This is a genomic window from Bacteroides sp. NSJ-39 (assembly GCF_014287315.1).
Taxonomy (GTDB): domain Bacteria; phylum Bacteroidota; class Bacteroidia; order Bacteroidales; family Bacteroidaceae; genus Bacteroides; species Bacteroides finegoldii.
The window spans coordinates 45,417-60,320 of sequence record NZ_JACOOB010000006.1; the positions used below are offsets into that span (position 1 = coordinate 45,417).

The 14,904-nt window shown below is 45.3% G+C and carries 18 protein-coding genes; 1 reads left to right on the forward strand and 17 read right to left on the reverse strand.

Annotation, left to right across the window (positions count from 1 at the left end; translation table 11 throughout):
• Positions 1 to 10: 10 nt before the first annotated feature.
• Complete coding sequence (locus H8S63_RS08705; protein ID WP_005858631.1) at positions 11 to 598, reverse strand: T6SS immunity protein Tdi1 domain-containing protein; 588 nt, start codon at positions 596 to 598, stop codon at positions 11 to 13.
• Between the two features lies 1 nt (position 599).
• A complete protein-coding gene (tssD, locus tag H8S63_RS08710; protein WP_224207328.1) occupies positions 600 to 1,511 on the reverse strand; it encodes a type VI secretion system tube protein TssD in 912 nt (303 codons plus the stop codon).
• Here tssD (H8S63_RS08710) and H8S63_RS20060 point away from each other — a divergent pair.
• Complete coding sequence (locus H8S63_RS20060; RefSeq protein WP_255467644.1) at positions 1,404 to 1,691, forward strand: hypothetical protein; 288 nt, start codon at positions 1,404 to 1,406, stop codon at positions 1,689 to 1,691. The genes tssD (H8S63_RS08710) and H8S63_RS20060 overlap by 108 nt on opposite strands.
• On the opposite strand, the gene tssR is transcribed toward H8S63_RS20060, so the two are convergent.
• The 15 genes from tssR to tssD (H8S63_RS08785) form a co-directional block, all read right to left on the reverse strand.
• Positions 1,692 to 4,184 (reverse strand): type VI secretion system protein TssR, encoded by a 2,493-nt coding sequence (tssR, locus tag H8S63_RS08715; protein ID WP_186926511.1) that lies wholly within the window; start codon positions 4,182 to 4,184, stop codon positions 1,692 to 1,694.
• Between the two features lie 3 nt (positions 4,185 to 4,187).
• Positions 4,188 to 5,096, reverse strand: coding sequence for a PKD domain-containing protein (locus tag H8S63_RS08720; RefSeq protein ID WP_005858625.1), 909 nt, complete (start codon positions 5,094 to 5,096; stop codon positions 4,188 to 4,190).
• Between the two features lies 1 nt (position 5,097).
• Positions 5,098 to 5,610, reverse strand: coding sequence for a type VI secretion system transmembrane protein TssO (locus tag H8S63_RS08725; RefSeq protein ID WP_004288732.1), 513 nt, complete (start codon positions 5,608 to 5,610; stop codon positions 5,098 to 5,100).
• Between the two features lie 11 nt (positions 5,611 to 5,621).
• Positions 5,622 to 6,125 carry a type VI secretion system TssO gene (locus tag H8S63_RS08730; protein ID WP_186926513.1) on the reverse strand — a complete coding sequence of 168 codons (504 nt, stop codon included), beginning with the start codon at positions 6,123 to 6,125 and terminating at the stop codon, positions 5,622 to 5,624.
• Between the two features lie 19 nt (positions 6,126 to 6,144).
• Positions 6,145 to 7,107 carry a type VI secretion system baseplate subunit TssG gene (locus tag H8S63_RS08735; protein ID WP_186926515.1) on the reverse strand — a complete coding sequence of 321 codons (963 nt, stop codon included), beginning with the start codon at positions 7,105 to 7,107 and terminating at the stop codon, positions 6,145 to 6,147.
• A gap of 20 nt (positions 7,108 to 7,127) precedes the next feature.
• Positions 7,128 to 8,288 (reverse strand): hypothetical protein, encoded by a 1,161-nt coding sequence (locus tag H8S63_RS08740; RefSeq protein WP_120010939.1) that lies wholly within the window; start codon positions 8,286 to 8,288, stop codon positions 7,128 to 7,130.
• 11 nt (positions 8,289 to 8,299) lie between these two features.
• Positions 8,300 to 9,178 (reverse strand): TssN family type VI secretion system protein, encoded by an 879-nt coding sequence (locus H8S63_RS08745; RefSeq protein WP_005858621.1) that lies wholly within the window; start codon positions 9,176 to 9,178, stop codon positions 8,300 to 8,302.
• A gap of 11 nt (positions 9,179 to 9,189) precedes the next feature.
• A complete protein-coding gene (locus tag H8S63_RS08750) occupies positions 9,190 to 11,034 on the reverse strand; it encodes a type VI secretion system baseplate subunit TssF (RefSeq protein ID WP_186926517.1) in 1,845 nt (614 codons plus the stop codon).
• 7 nt (positions 11,035 to 11,041) lie between these two features.
• Positions 11,042 to 11,506 carry a GPW/gp25 family protein gene (locus H8S63_RS08755; protein ID WP_186926518.1) on the reverse strand — a complete coding sequence of 155 codons (465 nt, stop codon included), beginning with the start codon at positions 11,504 to 11,506 and terminating at the stop codon, positions 11,042 to 11,044.
• Entirely contained in the window at positions 11,497 to 11,937 is a 441-nt protein-coding gene (gene tssD / locus H8S63_RS08760; protein WP_181986434.1) for a type VI secretion system tube protein TssD, read from the reverse strand. The genes H8S63_RS08755 and tssD (H8S63_RS08760) overlap by 10 nt, the downstream gene beginning before the upstream one ends.
• Before the next feature lie 2 nt (positions 11,938 to 11,939).
• The gene (gene tssD / locus H8S63_RS08765; protein WP_008777998.1) at positions 11,940 to 12,338 is read right to left on the reverse strand and encodes a type VI secretion system tube protein TssD; all 399 of its coding nucleotides are present in this window, start codon (positions 12,336 to 12,338) and stop codon (positions 11,940 to 11,942) included.
• 14 nt (positions 12,339 to 12,352) lie between these two features.
• Entirely contained in the window at positions 12,353 to 12,646 is a 294-nt protein-coding gene (locus tag H8S63_RS08770) for a hypothetical protein (RefSeq protein WP_186926520.1), read from the reverse strand.
• Between the two features lie 405 nt (positions 12,647 to 13,051).
• Positions 13,052 to 14,044 (reverse strand): hypothetical protein, encoded by a 993-nt coding sequence (locus H8S63_RS08775; protein ID WP_186926523.1) that lies wholly within the window; start codon positions 14,042 to 14,044, stop codon positions 13,052 to 13,054.
• A 6-nt stretch (positions 14,045 to 14,050) separates the two neighbouring features.
• A complete protein-coding gene (tssD, locus tag H8S63_RS08780) occupies positions 14,051 to 14,467 on the reverse strand; it encodes a type VI secretion system tube protein TssD (RefSeq protein WP_172775645.1) in 417 nt (138 codons plus the stop codon).
• A 13-nt stretch (positions 14,468 to 14,480) separates the two neighbouring features.
• Positions 14,481 to 14,903, reverse strand: coding sequence for a type VI secretion system tube protein TssD (gene tssD / locus H8S63_RS08785; protein WP_005858603.1), 423 nt, complete (start codon positions 14,901 to 14,903; stop codon positions 14,481 to 14,483).
• Position 14,904: the final 1 nt, after the last annotated feature.

The following is a 14,904-nucleotide window of genomic DNA, read 5'->3' on the forward strand; positions in this document are numbered from 1 at the left end:
TGATTTGATATTATCTAATTCTTTTTAAATCGCCCATTAATTGAATAACCGTATCAATATAAGGAGCAATCTTTACTATTTGAATATTATCAATACAATCCTTTCCACCTGCAACTAAAGCAGGAACATAGCCATAACATTCATCTATCTTAGGCATCGCCTTCACTTCCTTTATTGTATTATATTCATTCAATAAAAACCAATTTTCAAGACAACTCTTATTGAAAATTACTATATTTAACAATATGTCAATATTTTCTGATAGAATTTTAAAAGTTCCATACCTTATATTAATAAAAACGACGTAATCTCCAATTACATGATTCTTAACATAAGCAAAAATATCTCCAAAAACAGTTATCATAAATGGAGTCACTGTTTCATAATCATACATAGGATAACATTCCTCTATAATATACTGATAGTCATTCGGTATAATAGTTCTAAACAAGCCATTACAATAAATGCCAATACCAGCTATTCTCCAAAAAGAAATTAGTTTTTCCGAAACCAAATTATTGTATTGTCGGATATAATCCTCACTAAACTCTTCCAATTTTATAGAATTTCCACTTCTTTCTAAAAATTTCTCAAACATACTACTTAACAATTTCTAAGTTTTCAACTAAATTTACATTCATCTTTATTTTTTTCTGCTCCTCTTCTGTTATAGGAGGAGGGTCTGTTATTAATTTTAACAATTCATTTTCAATATTAAGAGAACGACCTTTTTCTATACTTCCCCATTGTGACCCAATGGACGAATTTATTCTTTTATTTCCCATTTGAGTCACCACATCAACATATCCTCCTGCTATCTGATCAGGATTATGTAATGCTGCTAAGCCTTCCAATTCTGAGTCAACCATTGCCTCTATAGCCTTAATATCCATATCTTCATACAATAAAAGATACTCATCAATTTTAGCATTCCTATATCTATCCCTAAAATCTTCTTGAATTTTCTTAGATTTAGGATTACGCCCATATTTTTTAAAATTCTCCCTATTTTTCAGCCACTCAAATATAGTCATATTATTTATTCCATCCTGCTGCATTTGCAATTGCTTCCTCATTTCAATTTCATAAAATGGATCTTTTTGAAATTTCTTCTTTAATTGAAATGGAGGTTTTACAAAAATTACAGAAAGACTTTTCTTATTTGAATCATTGCTAACCGAATCATCTTTCCTCTCGGTAGAAGTTTGATATATAATTGAAACATCCGACACCTTCCACACCTTCTCCCTAACCTCCAGATTATTCCTTTTGATAATCCCCGGTGACAAATACAGCACCATCATCATCGGAGAGTTTCCTACACTCATATACTCTTCTATTTTCACACAGAAGCAGTCCCAGAACCGGAAAATGTCCGCAATCTCCACTTCGTTGTAGATGAAATGGATTTCCCCGTTGTGCATGGCTCCTTCGTTCAGCCAGTCATAGAAGAACTGTTCTTCACCCTTGCACTCAAACGCAAGCGTAATCAGGTCTCCCTCGACCGGCAGATACTCCCGATTGCCGATTTCCTCGCATACTTGGATGTGGAGTTGTATGATTTTTCTCAGATTCGGGTCATCATAGTGCCGGATGTGGCACCGATAGTTATAATAGAGTATCGGCACCTCCATTCCTCTTATTTTCAGAATAGTTTCATAAATCATGATAATACAGTTTCAGGTGAATGACTATGGTAATAGGTCACGGCTGATCCAATAGTATGTCTGCCCGTTGGACTGGAACGGCTTGCCGGCGGCTTCGTCCAGCAGTTTTTTCTTTTCCTTGAAATATTCAATCAGCATGTCCAGCTCCGCATCCGTAATCATTTTCTTTTTCCGCAAGTCCTTGACACGGTAAACTTCAAAGAAAGGATAGTCGGTCGGGCAGGAGGTAAACCTTTGCAAGACCTCTGATAGGGGCATTCTCAGGAAAGTCTTTCTCCCTACCTTGCAATATCTGTCCCTGTTGCGCTCTGAAAGGAAATGTCTGACCAGTTTTCTCCTTGCACGGCGGGTTGAGGCATATTCCGGTGCGTTCAGGCTGTCCGTCTTTACACGTACGGTAGATTCTTCGGCATCTGCCTGTAGGTAGTCGTCCGGACAGTCGCAGATATCCACCTTCGCTTGCTTTTTCTTTTTGACCGCTTCGTATTTATAGTCAACGATCAGCTTGGAGGGTGCTTCCACATACTTTCTCAACCGTTTGAACTCCTCTTCGTTGACAAGCAGATAATAGTCCAGTGTGGAGGACAGCGAGTCCGGCAGTACGATTGGCTGTGCAGGCAGGCTCCAGGCAGGTTCGATATCCGGAAGTACGGATAGCATGGGGTGTACCCCCGACTGGCGGATATGGTAATAAGCTGTCATTGTCGAATCTGTCCTATATCGGTGTGTACCCACTTCGTCGAATGCCCTTGCCAGGCTGTTGCTCAGCAGGGTATTGTCAAACTTCACTTGTATCAGCATGGAATCCACGGCGGTGGTCAGTCCTTCCAGTTCCAGCGATTCGTTCTTTTGCGGAAACACCAGCCATCCCTGTGTCATGCTCCGATTTGGAAAGTCCAGACAATAGGTGTTATGGTTCACCTCCGCATATTCGTTTTCATTTCTGATTTGTTCGGGATATACAATCAGTTCCCGTTTTTTCCGGCTGATGCGTGGTGCCGAGCAATCTATCATGTTCCCGATTTGCAGCACGAAGTTGTTGAAGTTATCCGGTTCTCCTCCGTAGAGCTGGAAGCCGATCATGCGGCAGTTGTTTTTTACCAGCTTGTTCACCAAGGTGGAGTCTGCCCACTCGCTGTTGAACCCTTTATCGCCGATGACAACCAGGATATTGGTTTCATCCGGACATTTGTTGAATTGCTCCACTCCGATCCGAAGGCCGGACCAGCTGCCGAATCGTCCGTATGTAGGTTTCAGTTGCTCGGCATTACGTGCTTTGGCGGAAAGGAAATCAAGCAGCTCCATGTAGTCGGGAGTCAGTTTGCAGATGGGGTCTTTCCGGCTGTCCGGTTCGTTGAAGGTAAGCACGGCACCGAACCTGAAAGAAAAGCTGTCGTCATTCACCAGTTGCGATTGCAGTCCTTGGATGGCATTCACCACGGCTGGAAACCGTTGGATGGTGTTCTCTTTTCCTTCCAGGACAAACATGAGGTTTATTTTTTGCAGGTCCTTCTCTATCTTGTTTTTGAAAGTCCCGTAATAGATTGGATTGCCGTTGACATTCAGCACATAGCTTTCCCGTTTGTCGATGACCGGCATCGGAAGCCGGGTTTTGAAGCAGAAGCTCGTGTCATTGTTCCGGTAGGACAGTACCGGGCTGTAGCGGATAGCAGGCTGGCTGGCCGAAAGTTGCAGTTTCCGCTTCAGGTCGTTGGATGATAGCGGCAAGGTGTCTTTCCGTTCCCTGTCTTTAAAAACAAGCGTGCTGTCCGGCAGCGAGGTTATGTCTATATGGAGCTGCTGTTCGGGGGCGGTCAGCAGGCGTTCGTCTATCCATCCGATGACAGCATGCCCTATGCTGTCTGCGTCAAGCTGCGGCTTGTCTGCCACGAGGGTGCATCCTTTGTCTTCCGATATTTGATAAGGATATACGACACTGTAAAATGGAATCTTGCCAGCCTCTTGTGTCAGGTCTGTATTTTTGAACAGTTTTACGGAGTCGTTGGCAAAATACGTTTTTGGGGTGGCCAATGCCACGCTGTCGTTCAGCATGACCACCTGTTTGTTTTTGAATCCGGTAACAATGTCGGTAAAGCCGCTCCGGGTCAGCAACAGGTCGTTTTGGTTGATCCATCCGCAGTATTTTGCCTGTTTCCATTCTTTCAGTTTCCCGTTTTTCAGAATGGCTGGGTCGTATTGAATGACTCTGAGCCAGTCTCCTTTTCGCTTGATGACGAGAAATGCGTCCATGTATTTCACAGACTGCATCTCGTTCTTTCCGCTCGGACTCAGATAGGATGTTCCTGCTTCATTGGCAAAGACAATCCACGGGGTATGCTTGGGCAGTGTCTGGCTGCGGGGAGCCTTTACCCCTTCTATGGAATAGTTTCGCATATATTCACGGGGTACATTCTTTATCCGCGTAAAACGGTGTACCGGTCCGCAGGATGCCATACAGATGATGCACCCGCAAATCCATCCTCCTTTTATGAGTGTCGATATGCAATTCTTTTTCATGCCTCATTTGTTTTTTTGTTCGGAAAAGCGTTCGTGCTGTGTTACCATCAGCTGCATCACACATTCGTTGCTCAGGTTGTCTCCCATATCGACGAACACCTCGTCTATAAGGGTTTTCCTGCGTGCTATGATTTTCAGTCCTTGGCAATAGGAATAGAAATCATTCTTCTTGCTGTTGTTGACGGTTACCGCTATGTCTGGATTTCCGCAAAGGTATTTCTTCAGGATATAATTGTAATGGGTATTGAACGGCTTGCCGTCCACGATGGCTTGCAAGTGTTCACGGATGTCATTGCCGATGATGACAAGCACGTCTGTCGAGTCGTTCTCCGTATATTGGGGAAGGATTTCAATGGTGTGCCGGACCGGATATTGGGTATTCTCCGTAGTCAGCAGAACCTCGTATATGCCGGGTTCTGTATAGGCGTAGAGTGGGTTCTGCTCCCGCGAATCGACAATTCCGGATTCTCCGAACTGCCAGCGCCATTCTTTCGACGGACCGTATCCTTTGAAAGATACGATTTCTCCTTGAAAGGCGGTTGCCGGTGCTTTCATCCTGACAAGCTCGTCGCTCCCGTAATCATCCCGGCTCCTGTGTACTGTGATGATCTGTTTCCTTTCCAGTCCTCCGTCCACTTGAAGGCGCACTTGGTAGCGTCCCGGTTTCTTGAACACGTATTCTCCGCTCCGTTCGTGTGATATGTCCCCGTTGCCGAATTCCCAAAGCCAGGAGCGTGCGTTGCGGGTGCTGTCTGCATAATGGACCGTTTCTCCGGTTTCCACCTCTATGGGGGTCAGTGTCATACGCACGGTGCGGCTGGAAAAGAACAGCCGGATCAGTATGGCGACAAGGATGCACAGCAGCATGGCTGCGATTACGAACAGAATCTTTCTGGTATAAATTTTTCCCATGTCATTTGTTTTTAGTTCCTGAGCGCAAGTCTTCCTCCTTTTTCTGCAAGCCTATCTCGCACTCCTCCAGATTGGCTTTGAACAGACTTATGTTTTGTCCGATACTCCATAGCTGTTTCCTGTCGGACAGCCACATGGCATAAAAGTCGGCAATGTGCATGAACAGCTTGTATCGCTTGTCCCAGCTGTTCCTTTCGTATGTGTTCCGCAGGTTGTTTATCAGATAATGGATGTCGTCTTCTTCATACTGGGCGTAAACGCCCGGTTCAAATGTTTCTATTTTACGGAACAGGGAGTCCACCGGCAACTGGCTTTCCGCTTGTTCCTGCTGGAAATCCTTGATGCGGTTCATCTTGATCTTTACGAACTCTTTCTGCTCAAACATCTTGAAATCTGAGTTCCACATGAAGATTACCAGACAACACGCTACGGTTGTCAGGAAAAAGAACAGGAATACATAGGCATGTCCCATGAATATTTCCCGTTTGTTCATTGTCTTTCTGTTGTTGTCCATGGCTTTCCGTTTTATTGTTTGTTGCCGCCGGAACCCACATTCAGGTTACGCCTTGTTTTCCAGTTGTCTTGGATGCACTGCATCAGGTCTTTCTTCACCATCTCTTCCTGGATATTCAGCAGACGGATGGAGTCTTTTACCCCGAGGAAGATGTTGAGGTTTTCCAGCAGCTGCCTGTAAAGCCTGCAATCTTTGGTATCCATGCCTTGGACATATTTGAGCAGGTTCATCTTGCGCGCACTGACTACGCTTTGCAGGAGCTTGTCGTTTATTTGCGGTGAAGTGTTCATCAGTTTCATGTACTGGTAGATGGAGTCCATGCTGTTCGACAGGGACAGCTCTTTGGCATAGATATGGTCATATTCCAGTGCCTGCTCCGTGATTCGCTTTACTTCTATGCCGGAGGTTTTCAGGAAACAGGCAAAGATGCTTACCGCAAGGATTGTGCAGCATGTCAGATAGCCCGCGAATCTCAGATAGGCTTTCCTTACTTCTGTGTTGTTTTTCGGTTTCATATAGGATGATGTTTTATATTCATAAATAGGTGCTGATACCCAGATAGGCGCCTTGTTCGGTTGGGGTTCCCAGCCAGAACCGGGCATCTTCCTGCTGGATGATGTAGCGGATTTGTATCTCCTTGTCCGAGGGGAGGAACAGTTCTGTCAGCGCATTCAGTATTTTACTGTCGGCGGCGTCGGGAAAGAAGCTCTCCATCCGTCGGGCGGACAGGGGACCGATTTCCACCAGCATCTGGTAGGTGCCGTCGGCAAAACTGTTTCCCAGAACCATGTCGTCTCCCAGAATGCAGCTTCCTAATTTGGGAATAAGGCAGGAATCCACTTCCACTACGCATTTGTCTCCTCTCTTGATATGTACGGGCACACCGGTCAGAATGGTCATGCACTCGCCGGTTTTGGAGAGGCTCGCTGTAATCTGTTCCATATAGGCCAGCATATGGACAAGCATGACCGCCAGATGGGTCGGCAGCAATTCCAGTACGGGCCATTGACCGGAAAAGATGCTTACGAAATCCGGATGTATGTTCATCTCGTCAATGCGGCGTTCCTTGTTCTGGAAGGCTACCAGCATATGGTCCAGGGAGATTTCGAAAGGCTTGAAGAAACGGCGGGCGAAAAATTCCTCTTCACGGTGGATGCGGATTTCGTCCAGCACCTGTTCCTTCGATATTTTCTCGGACTGGTAAAGGTTCTTGTGGAATATGCCTTCGGGCAGCTCGTCATAAAGGCTTCTCCTGTTCACATAAAGATACAGGTAATCCGTCAGGTCATAATGGGAATATTCCGGGTGGATGTCATGGATGTCTTTCGAGAATCCGCGCCGGATGTCTCCCCGTCTGAATATGAGGGTACGCTCTGCATCATACCCGGCCTCTTTCAGTCCGCTGGCCACCACTTCCGCCTTGAAGTCGGTATCCGGCAGGTTGAATGAATGGGAATGTTCGTCAAACCGTACTATTTTATCTTGTTCTTCCGTCATGTCCGTTCGCTTATAGGGGATTAGTCCAGTATGTTCCAGCGTGACTCGCTCGATTCTTTCGGTTGTCTGGAGCGTTCGGCGACAACGATGTTTTCCTTGTGCTTGCCGATATATTCCAGACGGCTGAGGGTTGTCCACAGGTCGTTGAACAGGTATAGGAAACGTTCCGCCGTAACCATCAGTTGGCGGATATTGTGGTGGTTGTACAGCAGCCCGCAGTTTTCCCTCAGCAGGCCTTCGTAGGCACCGGGAGTGATGCCGTTCCATTCGTTGAAGTATTTCAGCAGGTCCTCCTTGTCTTCCTTGTCCATGAAACTCAGGCATACATACAGGCGGTGAGCCAATGTGGAGAATACATTCAGGAAGTGTAGCGGTGAATAGTATTGCCCCTCGTTGCGGAAGGAGAAGTAGATATCGGATATGAACAGCATGACATGGCGGCACAGCATACCGATGTTGGTGGCCAGGCTGGTCTGTTTTTCTGCATTCTCCACTTTGGCAAGGATGTCAAACGAAGCTTTTTCTATGGAATCCACAAGTTGCCCGAATTTGGTATAGTAGCCTTTCAGGTCCGGATGGCTGGACATGCTTGTGCATGGCGGGATGAAGTTTCCGTCCACTTCACAGCGGTTTCCGTTCTTGCGCAGGCGGCCGATCAGCAGAAAGTGTCTTCCCAGCTCGCTTCCGTCGGTCTGTCCGCTCGGCAGCACGCTCAACGCATATTTGGGTAAGGCATTGGGCTGGCGTGGACTGATTTCCTTCTCGTTCGGAATGCCCGAAGGAAGATGCTCGAAAGGGTCTGCCATCAGTATGACATCCCACCGCTTGTCCTTTTCTTCTTCCTCTTCTGCAGGGATATGGAAACTGGCGGTGAGTTCGTCATCCTCACCGGCATCATAATCTATCAGGTAACCTCCGGAAGTAAGGGCGTGACAACGTTTCAGACGGACTTCCAAGGTGCCTGTAACGAGTTCCGTAATGCTGAAATCGCCGGAAACCGGTTCTCCTTTCTTGAATGGCAGGAGTCCGTAGGTATTGCGGTTCAGATGAAATGACTGGTATTCGCACAACCGGTCCGTAAAGTGGTCTTCCTGTTGGGTGAAATGCCCTTTGTTGACAGGCATTCCGTCCGCCCAGTTTACCAGCGGATATTTTTTCTTTTGGCTCTGTTTTCCTATCATAATGTTTCTATTTAATATTCGTTATACTTTATAAGTTCGTTTGCCACACGCTTGGCTATGATTACATCGTGTCTTTTCAGCTTGTTGCCGGCAAGTGTAACGTCGGGGTCTATATAGCGCCGTCTCTTGAAAAAGGACGGTTTGGTATAGAATACCCATTCGTAATAGGCTCCTCCTTCATTCTTATATACGATGGGCGAAGACGGTGATTTGAGGTTGCAGTCGTCAATCATGCGCTGGAACCACTGCCCGAAGATGACATCCTCGGATGCCTTGCCGGTTATGCGTTCCGATGCGGGGTCATCCACCCTGCGGAATATGTCCACATCCATTACGATGCTCCGTTCACGGTTGATGTACAAGGTATCCGAGTCATATTCCTCCGAATATTTCCATACTTTATAAATTTCAATGGGTATGTCGAAATAGCTGTTCACCGTTTGGGAATACAGGAGTGGAAATGCAAAGGGCAGCAGGCAGGTGGAGGCCCAGATGCCGTACTGGAGTTCGTTGCAGAGGTTGAACACTACGGAAAAAAGTCCGGCCCCCAGAAGCATGACCGTAACCGTCAGCAGGCATTGGATGCCGAAAGAAGGCATTTCCTTGCTTGATGCGAACACTTTGCGAAGGATGAGCCGGTTGTAATATCCGGCAGTCCAGTACAGGATGACCAGCAGGATATAGGCATAGGGCATGAAATTATAGTCCATGAATCCGGACAGGCCGGGCAGGGCAAGGATTATGCCGCACAGCAGCAGATACGCAATCAGTTTTTTGTTGTTGAGCAGCTTGTTCTTGCGTGCGATAAAATAGGCTGCGATTCCGAAAATCACGGTCAGCAGCGGCATCAGCAGGTACGATGAAATGAGATGTTGGGTAACTGGGTTCATAAGTATGGTATTTATGCTTTATTGTATTCTATGAATATCCGGTAATTGAATGTGTCCGGCGAACAGGCCGAGAGTTTGGTACGCAGGTTGTCTTTTATCTGTTTTTCCTGCGAAGGCTCATCCAGTTTCGTTCCAAGAATCAGATGGACTTCTTTGGTTCGGATCAGTCCTTCGTGCGGCATCGGGCTGATTTCCACCCCGTTCCGGATTTCTGTCCGCACCAGCAGTTCGCCGAGTTCTTTTTTGCAGAAGCTGGCTATGTCGTTCTGTGTCAGGACACGGCCGTGCGAAATGAAGGCGTATTTGTAGATGTCAATCCGTTCTCTGTTTTGGGGGGCTTGTTTCCCGCCGTAGGTGGTACTGACCAGAGCCAGTGTCTTCGGGTCCAGGTAAGTGGTGGCATTGGGGGACAGGTTTACGCCTGCCTGTATCCGGTTTCCTACCTCACAGTTGGTTGTCCAGTATTTGACGGTAATCTGCCCCTTGCCGGACAGTTCGTCAATCATAAGGTAATAAGGTGTTTCCCTGAACTCGTTCATGTTGTCTGCCGTCTGTTTCATTTGCGCCATCAGCTGCTCCATCTGGATGGTAAGTGCCTGTAGCTTGATGCTTGATACGGCATTGAAGGCATGGGTCTCGTCATCCAGCAGGTCGGACAGATAGCCGAGCAGCTCCTTGGCGGAACGGGAGTCGAAACGCTCGCATCCTCCTTTGCGAATGGAGTAGGTTCCATAGCTTTCCGTGGAATCCTTTGCGGGATAGAGGAGTTCATGGTAGTTCTTTCCGTCAGAATCCTTCACGCTGTGTACGGACAGAAGGGATTCGTAGCTGCCCGTGCGCAAGGGTATCACCCTGAAAGTTTCCTCAAGGGTGGTCGTCTGTTCGTGAAGCGTCTTGTTCTCTACAGGCACGATATTGATGCCGGCATGAAGTTCTTCAAGGACTTCCGCTGTGAAATGGGCGGGGAACTGTATCTTCACCCATACCAGCTTGTCCTGCATCTTCTCCAGAACGGCCTCTTTGAAACAGGACCGCAGGGTGTCCGGAAGGTTTTTCCTGCAGGAACCGTCGAGTGGAAAGGACTGCGATACCTTCAGAAAATGTTTGCTGTAAATATCCATGACTTCCTTGTCTATGACGGACATTACGTCATAGTCTTGGAAAAAGGCACGGGTTGGTTCTTTCTGTATGGTTGTCTTTTCATGGATTCCCCCTTCCATCATGACTGTTTTCCCTTCTACGGACCATTCCGTACAGGGGAGCAGGAGCAGATATTCATAGCTTTCCGTAAGGTTGGGAAAATCCAGATAGAACAAAAAGTCTTCAAGGTCGGAAATGGATTCATCCACCGCCATTCCTAACCAGACGGTACGCGGAGGCATCCTTGTCTCTGCACGGGCAATCATGGTCTTCTCCAAGGTAGGGGCTATCCGGTAGAGAAGGTCGTCGCAGACCATATATTTCACGTCGGCTTTGTGCAGCAGGGTATCGCAGGCGGGATAAAACGATACGCTTCCGGTCGATAGCTTCCGGGTAAGCGAGTCGCTCTCGTAATACATGCCCGATTCCCGGGTTATCAGGTAACACGGTTCTATGGGATAGGCGTGTACGATGCCGTGTGCGGGAAAGGGTGAGGTAAGGATGTCTGGAGTAAGGATTCGGGCGGTCTTTTCCAGCAGCCTTGTCTCGATGGCGGTAAAATCCTCTCCCAGCATATATATCTCGTTGGACAACGCTTCCAGCAGGAGCTTGACAACCGGGTCGAAGTTTTCCGCCTTTTTTATTCCCCAGAAAGCCGCAGCGTATTTCAGCATACGGTTTCTGATTTGCTCTTTATTGTATTTTTCTGTACTCATAATCCTTTCATCGGGTTGAAATCGGTCCTAAATAGATTACATAATAGAAACACCGTTTTTCTCCGGTATGTACCAGGGTTCCATATACATATACTTGTACACGTTTCTTTACGGCGGGAGCGTCAAATACATTGTCCTGTCGGGTGGTATCATCAATGATGACACGTACATTTACACCTGTAAGCCGCTTCTCGTGCCGGGTAATTGCCTTGGTTATGTATTCCGAGAATTGTCCTTCCCAACGGGTGTGTGAAACAATGCTTTCAAAGTCGAGAAAAAAGATCTCACAGCCGAACTCCTTGTCAAAGGCATGTTCGCCGGGAGCCGTACTGATCAGCAGTTCGATAAACTGGTCGATGGACTCGATTTCCGAGCAGGATGCAAGACGGCTGTTTTCCACATCCTCGCTGAGCAGGGCTTCAAAATCCAGGGGCAATTTGCAAAACTTTGTTTCCATACTTATCAGTGCCATTCGTTTTCAAATTCTTCGTCTATGAACTTCAGTGTTCTTGCGGCAAACAGAAGGACGATGCTGCTGGAATTGGATATACGGTCAACCTTGCGTTGCAGACGGATGCAGTTCCCATCCACAAAGCGCAAGGCAAATGCCGCTTGTTGGTCGGGTTGCTCCTTCTGGTAGATCCGTATTTCGCCGTCTTCACGGGAGTGGCTGTATGCGGCCCATCTCAACAGCTCGTCACCCGGCATCCCGCTGAGGGTACAGGTGACGAATCCGCCGTAGGCTTCACCTTCAGGCAATCCGTCACGGTCTGTATTCCGCTTGAATTGCAGGTCGAATTCTTCAATGCTGTATGTCTCATGGCAGACGGACAGCCGCATCACGTAGCGGTCATCCGGCATTGAGGATTTTTTGTTTTTGAACAATGAAGTGAACCAGTTCATGATTATAAGTTTAAGTGACACGAATCGCCGGTCTCCATTTCCCGGAAGTGGATGAATAGTGATATACGGCTCTCTTTGGTTGTTGAATGCACATTGAAATCAAGGCATTTTGCTCCCTTGAAACGGATGATCTCTTTGGGAGTACCGGGCAGGCCGGAAGTGTTCATCACCTCTCCGTCCTTCAGGATTCTTGAATTGAACATCCATTCCAAGAGTTCCTCTGTAGGAAAGCCGGCAATGCTTACCCGTATTTTACCGCCGTAGGTCTTCCCGGTTACCTTTCCGTTAGGAGTGGTTTCTTTCCGGAAGTCATACTCGTAGCCCAGCAGGTCGTATGCCTGCACTTCTTCATGCTCCGAGGGTTCGGCTGTCCAGAACTTGATATACGATTGTGCACTCATATCCTTATGCTATTTTATTCTTCTTCACTCATCAGATTGGTTTGCAGCATGGCGGTCAGGGTCCGTTCCTCGTTCATGCGTGATTCAACGAACAGTACCGTGTCTTGGCTGTCCAGATGCTTGCGTACATAGGCTCGCAGGTAGGCTTTGAATGCCTGTACCTTTGTCCGGTATTCCTCTAATGGGAGGGCAAAGATGTTTTGCATTCCCAATCGCTCCAGTCCATATTTTTCCAATTCACTTTCCAATGCTTTCTTTTGTTTATCATCGAAAATTATATAAATAATTATTACTTTGTACTTCTTCATACAATTTTATATATACATAAATTTACCTTTAAAATAAAATGCACAAAAAAAGTATATCAAAAAAATCAAGATAGTAAAAATTATAAAATACACATTTTTTGTTTGTTGTCTAATCTCTCTATAAGTGTTTCTTCCTATTCTCGCTTTTTTTTCTGGAAAAAAAAGAAATCCATTAAAAGAATAAATGAAACCTATAAATATAAAATGGGTCAAAGGATGAGCAATATACTTTACAATTCCATGAACAAATGTAACATTTATAAAACAACCTAATATACTAAATATCATATATATGACAAAACTGAAAAATAAAACTGAAAATGTTTTATTTTCTTCCATGTTTTTACCTAAGGAATCGTAGATAAAAAAAATCATAAAATACCAATATCTATACCAATTCATACGCTATTTCCCCATTATCCACGGAGCCATCATTACTCCGCTTTCGTTCACCTGATTCATATACATTTTATACAAATTATTAGATACATCTTGAAATAAACCACCCCATCCATTAGGATAATATATATCAACCACTGTATATGTAGTAGAAATCAAAAATCCAGGCAATAAACACAAACCAATAACATTAAAAATTTCGTCAACAATAGCTTTTTCTATTGAAATATTACCCTTGTTATAATCGAGAATTGTACAATAGGCACTAAAAAGAGCTGAAGTATATCCAAAATAATGTAAATATTTAGCTGTTTTTTCTATAAATTCACCAGATATGCGACCAACATTATATCCAGGCAAAGCAGGTTTATATATAGGACCATCAGAATAATAGATAGGTCTAAAAGGATGAATTCTTTCTACAACAGGATTTAAGCCTGTTTCAATCACTCCAGCAACAAGTCCTGTTGTTGTATTATAGTTTCCAAGTTCTATTAATATATCTGATATATCACGAGATTGTCCACATATATTATCAACAATTTCTTCACCATACGTTATCGTTTTAAAATAAGATTGGTTATTTTCATTATTATAGATACCTATGCTTACACTATAAAAATCAGATGATTCATTTATTTCAACACCAATCTTGTATTTACTTGGGTCTGATGGAACTGTAATTTTATCCATGCCTATTTGAAAAGTTATAGTTCCATCACCATTATCTTTCTTTATCTGGTTGATTATATCCTCCGAAGAATAATCCATGCTCCTAAACACAGCTTGAGGAGATGTATCCCAAACTTGTTGCCTAACAGGATAATTTACCCAAGTATTCCACTGTACTCTATTATTCTCTATGTGAGGCATTTGTACGGGTAGATAGTTAGGAAAAGTATATCCCATACCTTTGACAAAACCGGTATAAGGAAGTCCCATGTTTTGCAAAAAAAGATACTCTTCAAATGATATTACTTGATTTGTTTTATATTGCATAATTTCTTATTTCACCCACCGATTATCAAATTCAATACCATTCACGCTTACACTCTCAGGAGAGAGAATCAAAGTAGTTGACAATCCTTGCCCCAAAGCTTCGACAACCCGTTTCAGATTGACACAGTACGCATTCGTAAACGCCACCTCAAATATCACCCCGGATGTTCCGGTCTTGAACAGAACTGCCCCGTTCTTTTTCACCCACGGTTTCACAGCCCATCCGTAGATGTTGCTTTTCACCGTCTGCGAAAGGGTTATCATGATTCGTCCCCCTCGCACTTCGCCTTCCGGTTGGTTCTTTAGGTTATCTACTGGCTGGTGAAAACCTATTTTGAACTGTTCCACTGCATATTCGTCACCGTCAACGCTGAATATGACATTCACGTTGCTGTCCACTTGCGGAAAATTAAAAACTCCCATAACGCTGTTGTTTTTAAAACACCCACTGATTTTCAAACTCTTCTGTACCGAATGCCAGTTTCTGTGCCTGTACGGTCAGTTTGGTCGCAATATAGCTTTTGCCCTGCCGGATATAGCTGATTTCCATATCCACACAGGTCGCTTTCTCAAACAGTATCTTTTCGAGTGTGGAGCCTTGGTTGTCATGAACTACGATGGCTCCGCTCTGGTATTTACGGGCATCCAGCATCCACTGGATCATGTCACGGTTGGGAAGATGAGGGTAGGTTACATAAAACGTGCCGCCTTTTACCTCGGTCTGTGCCTGTCCTTTGATATCTATCCCTTGGGCAAATCCGAATTCGCAGCCGATGAGCTGGTAGCTGTCCTTGTACATGTCGGTCAGTGAGGAGGCAGCCAGGTTGCCTATCTTTAAGAATACGGTATATCCAAACATA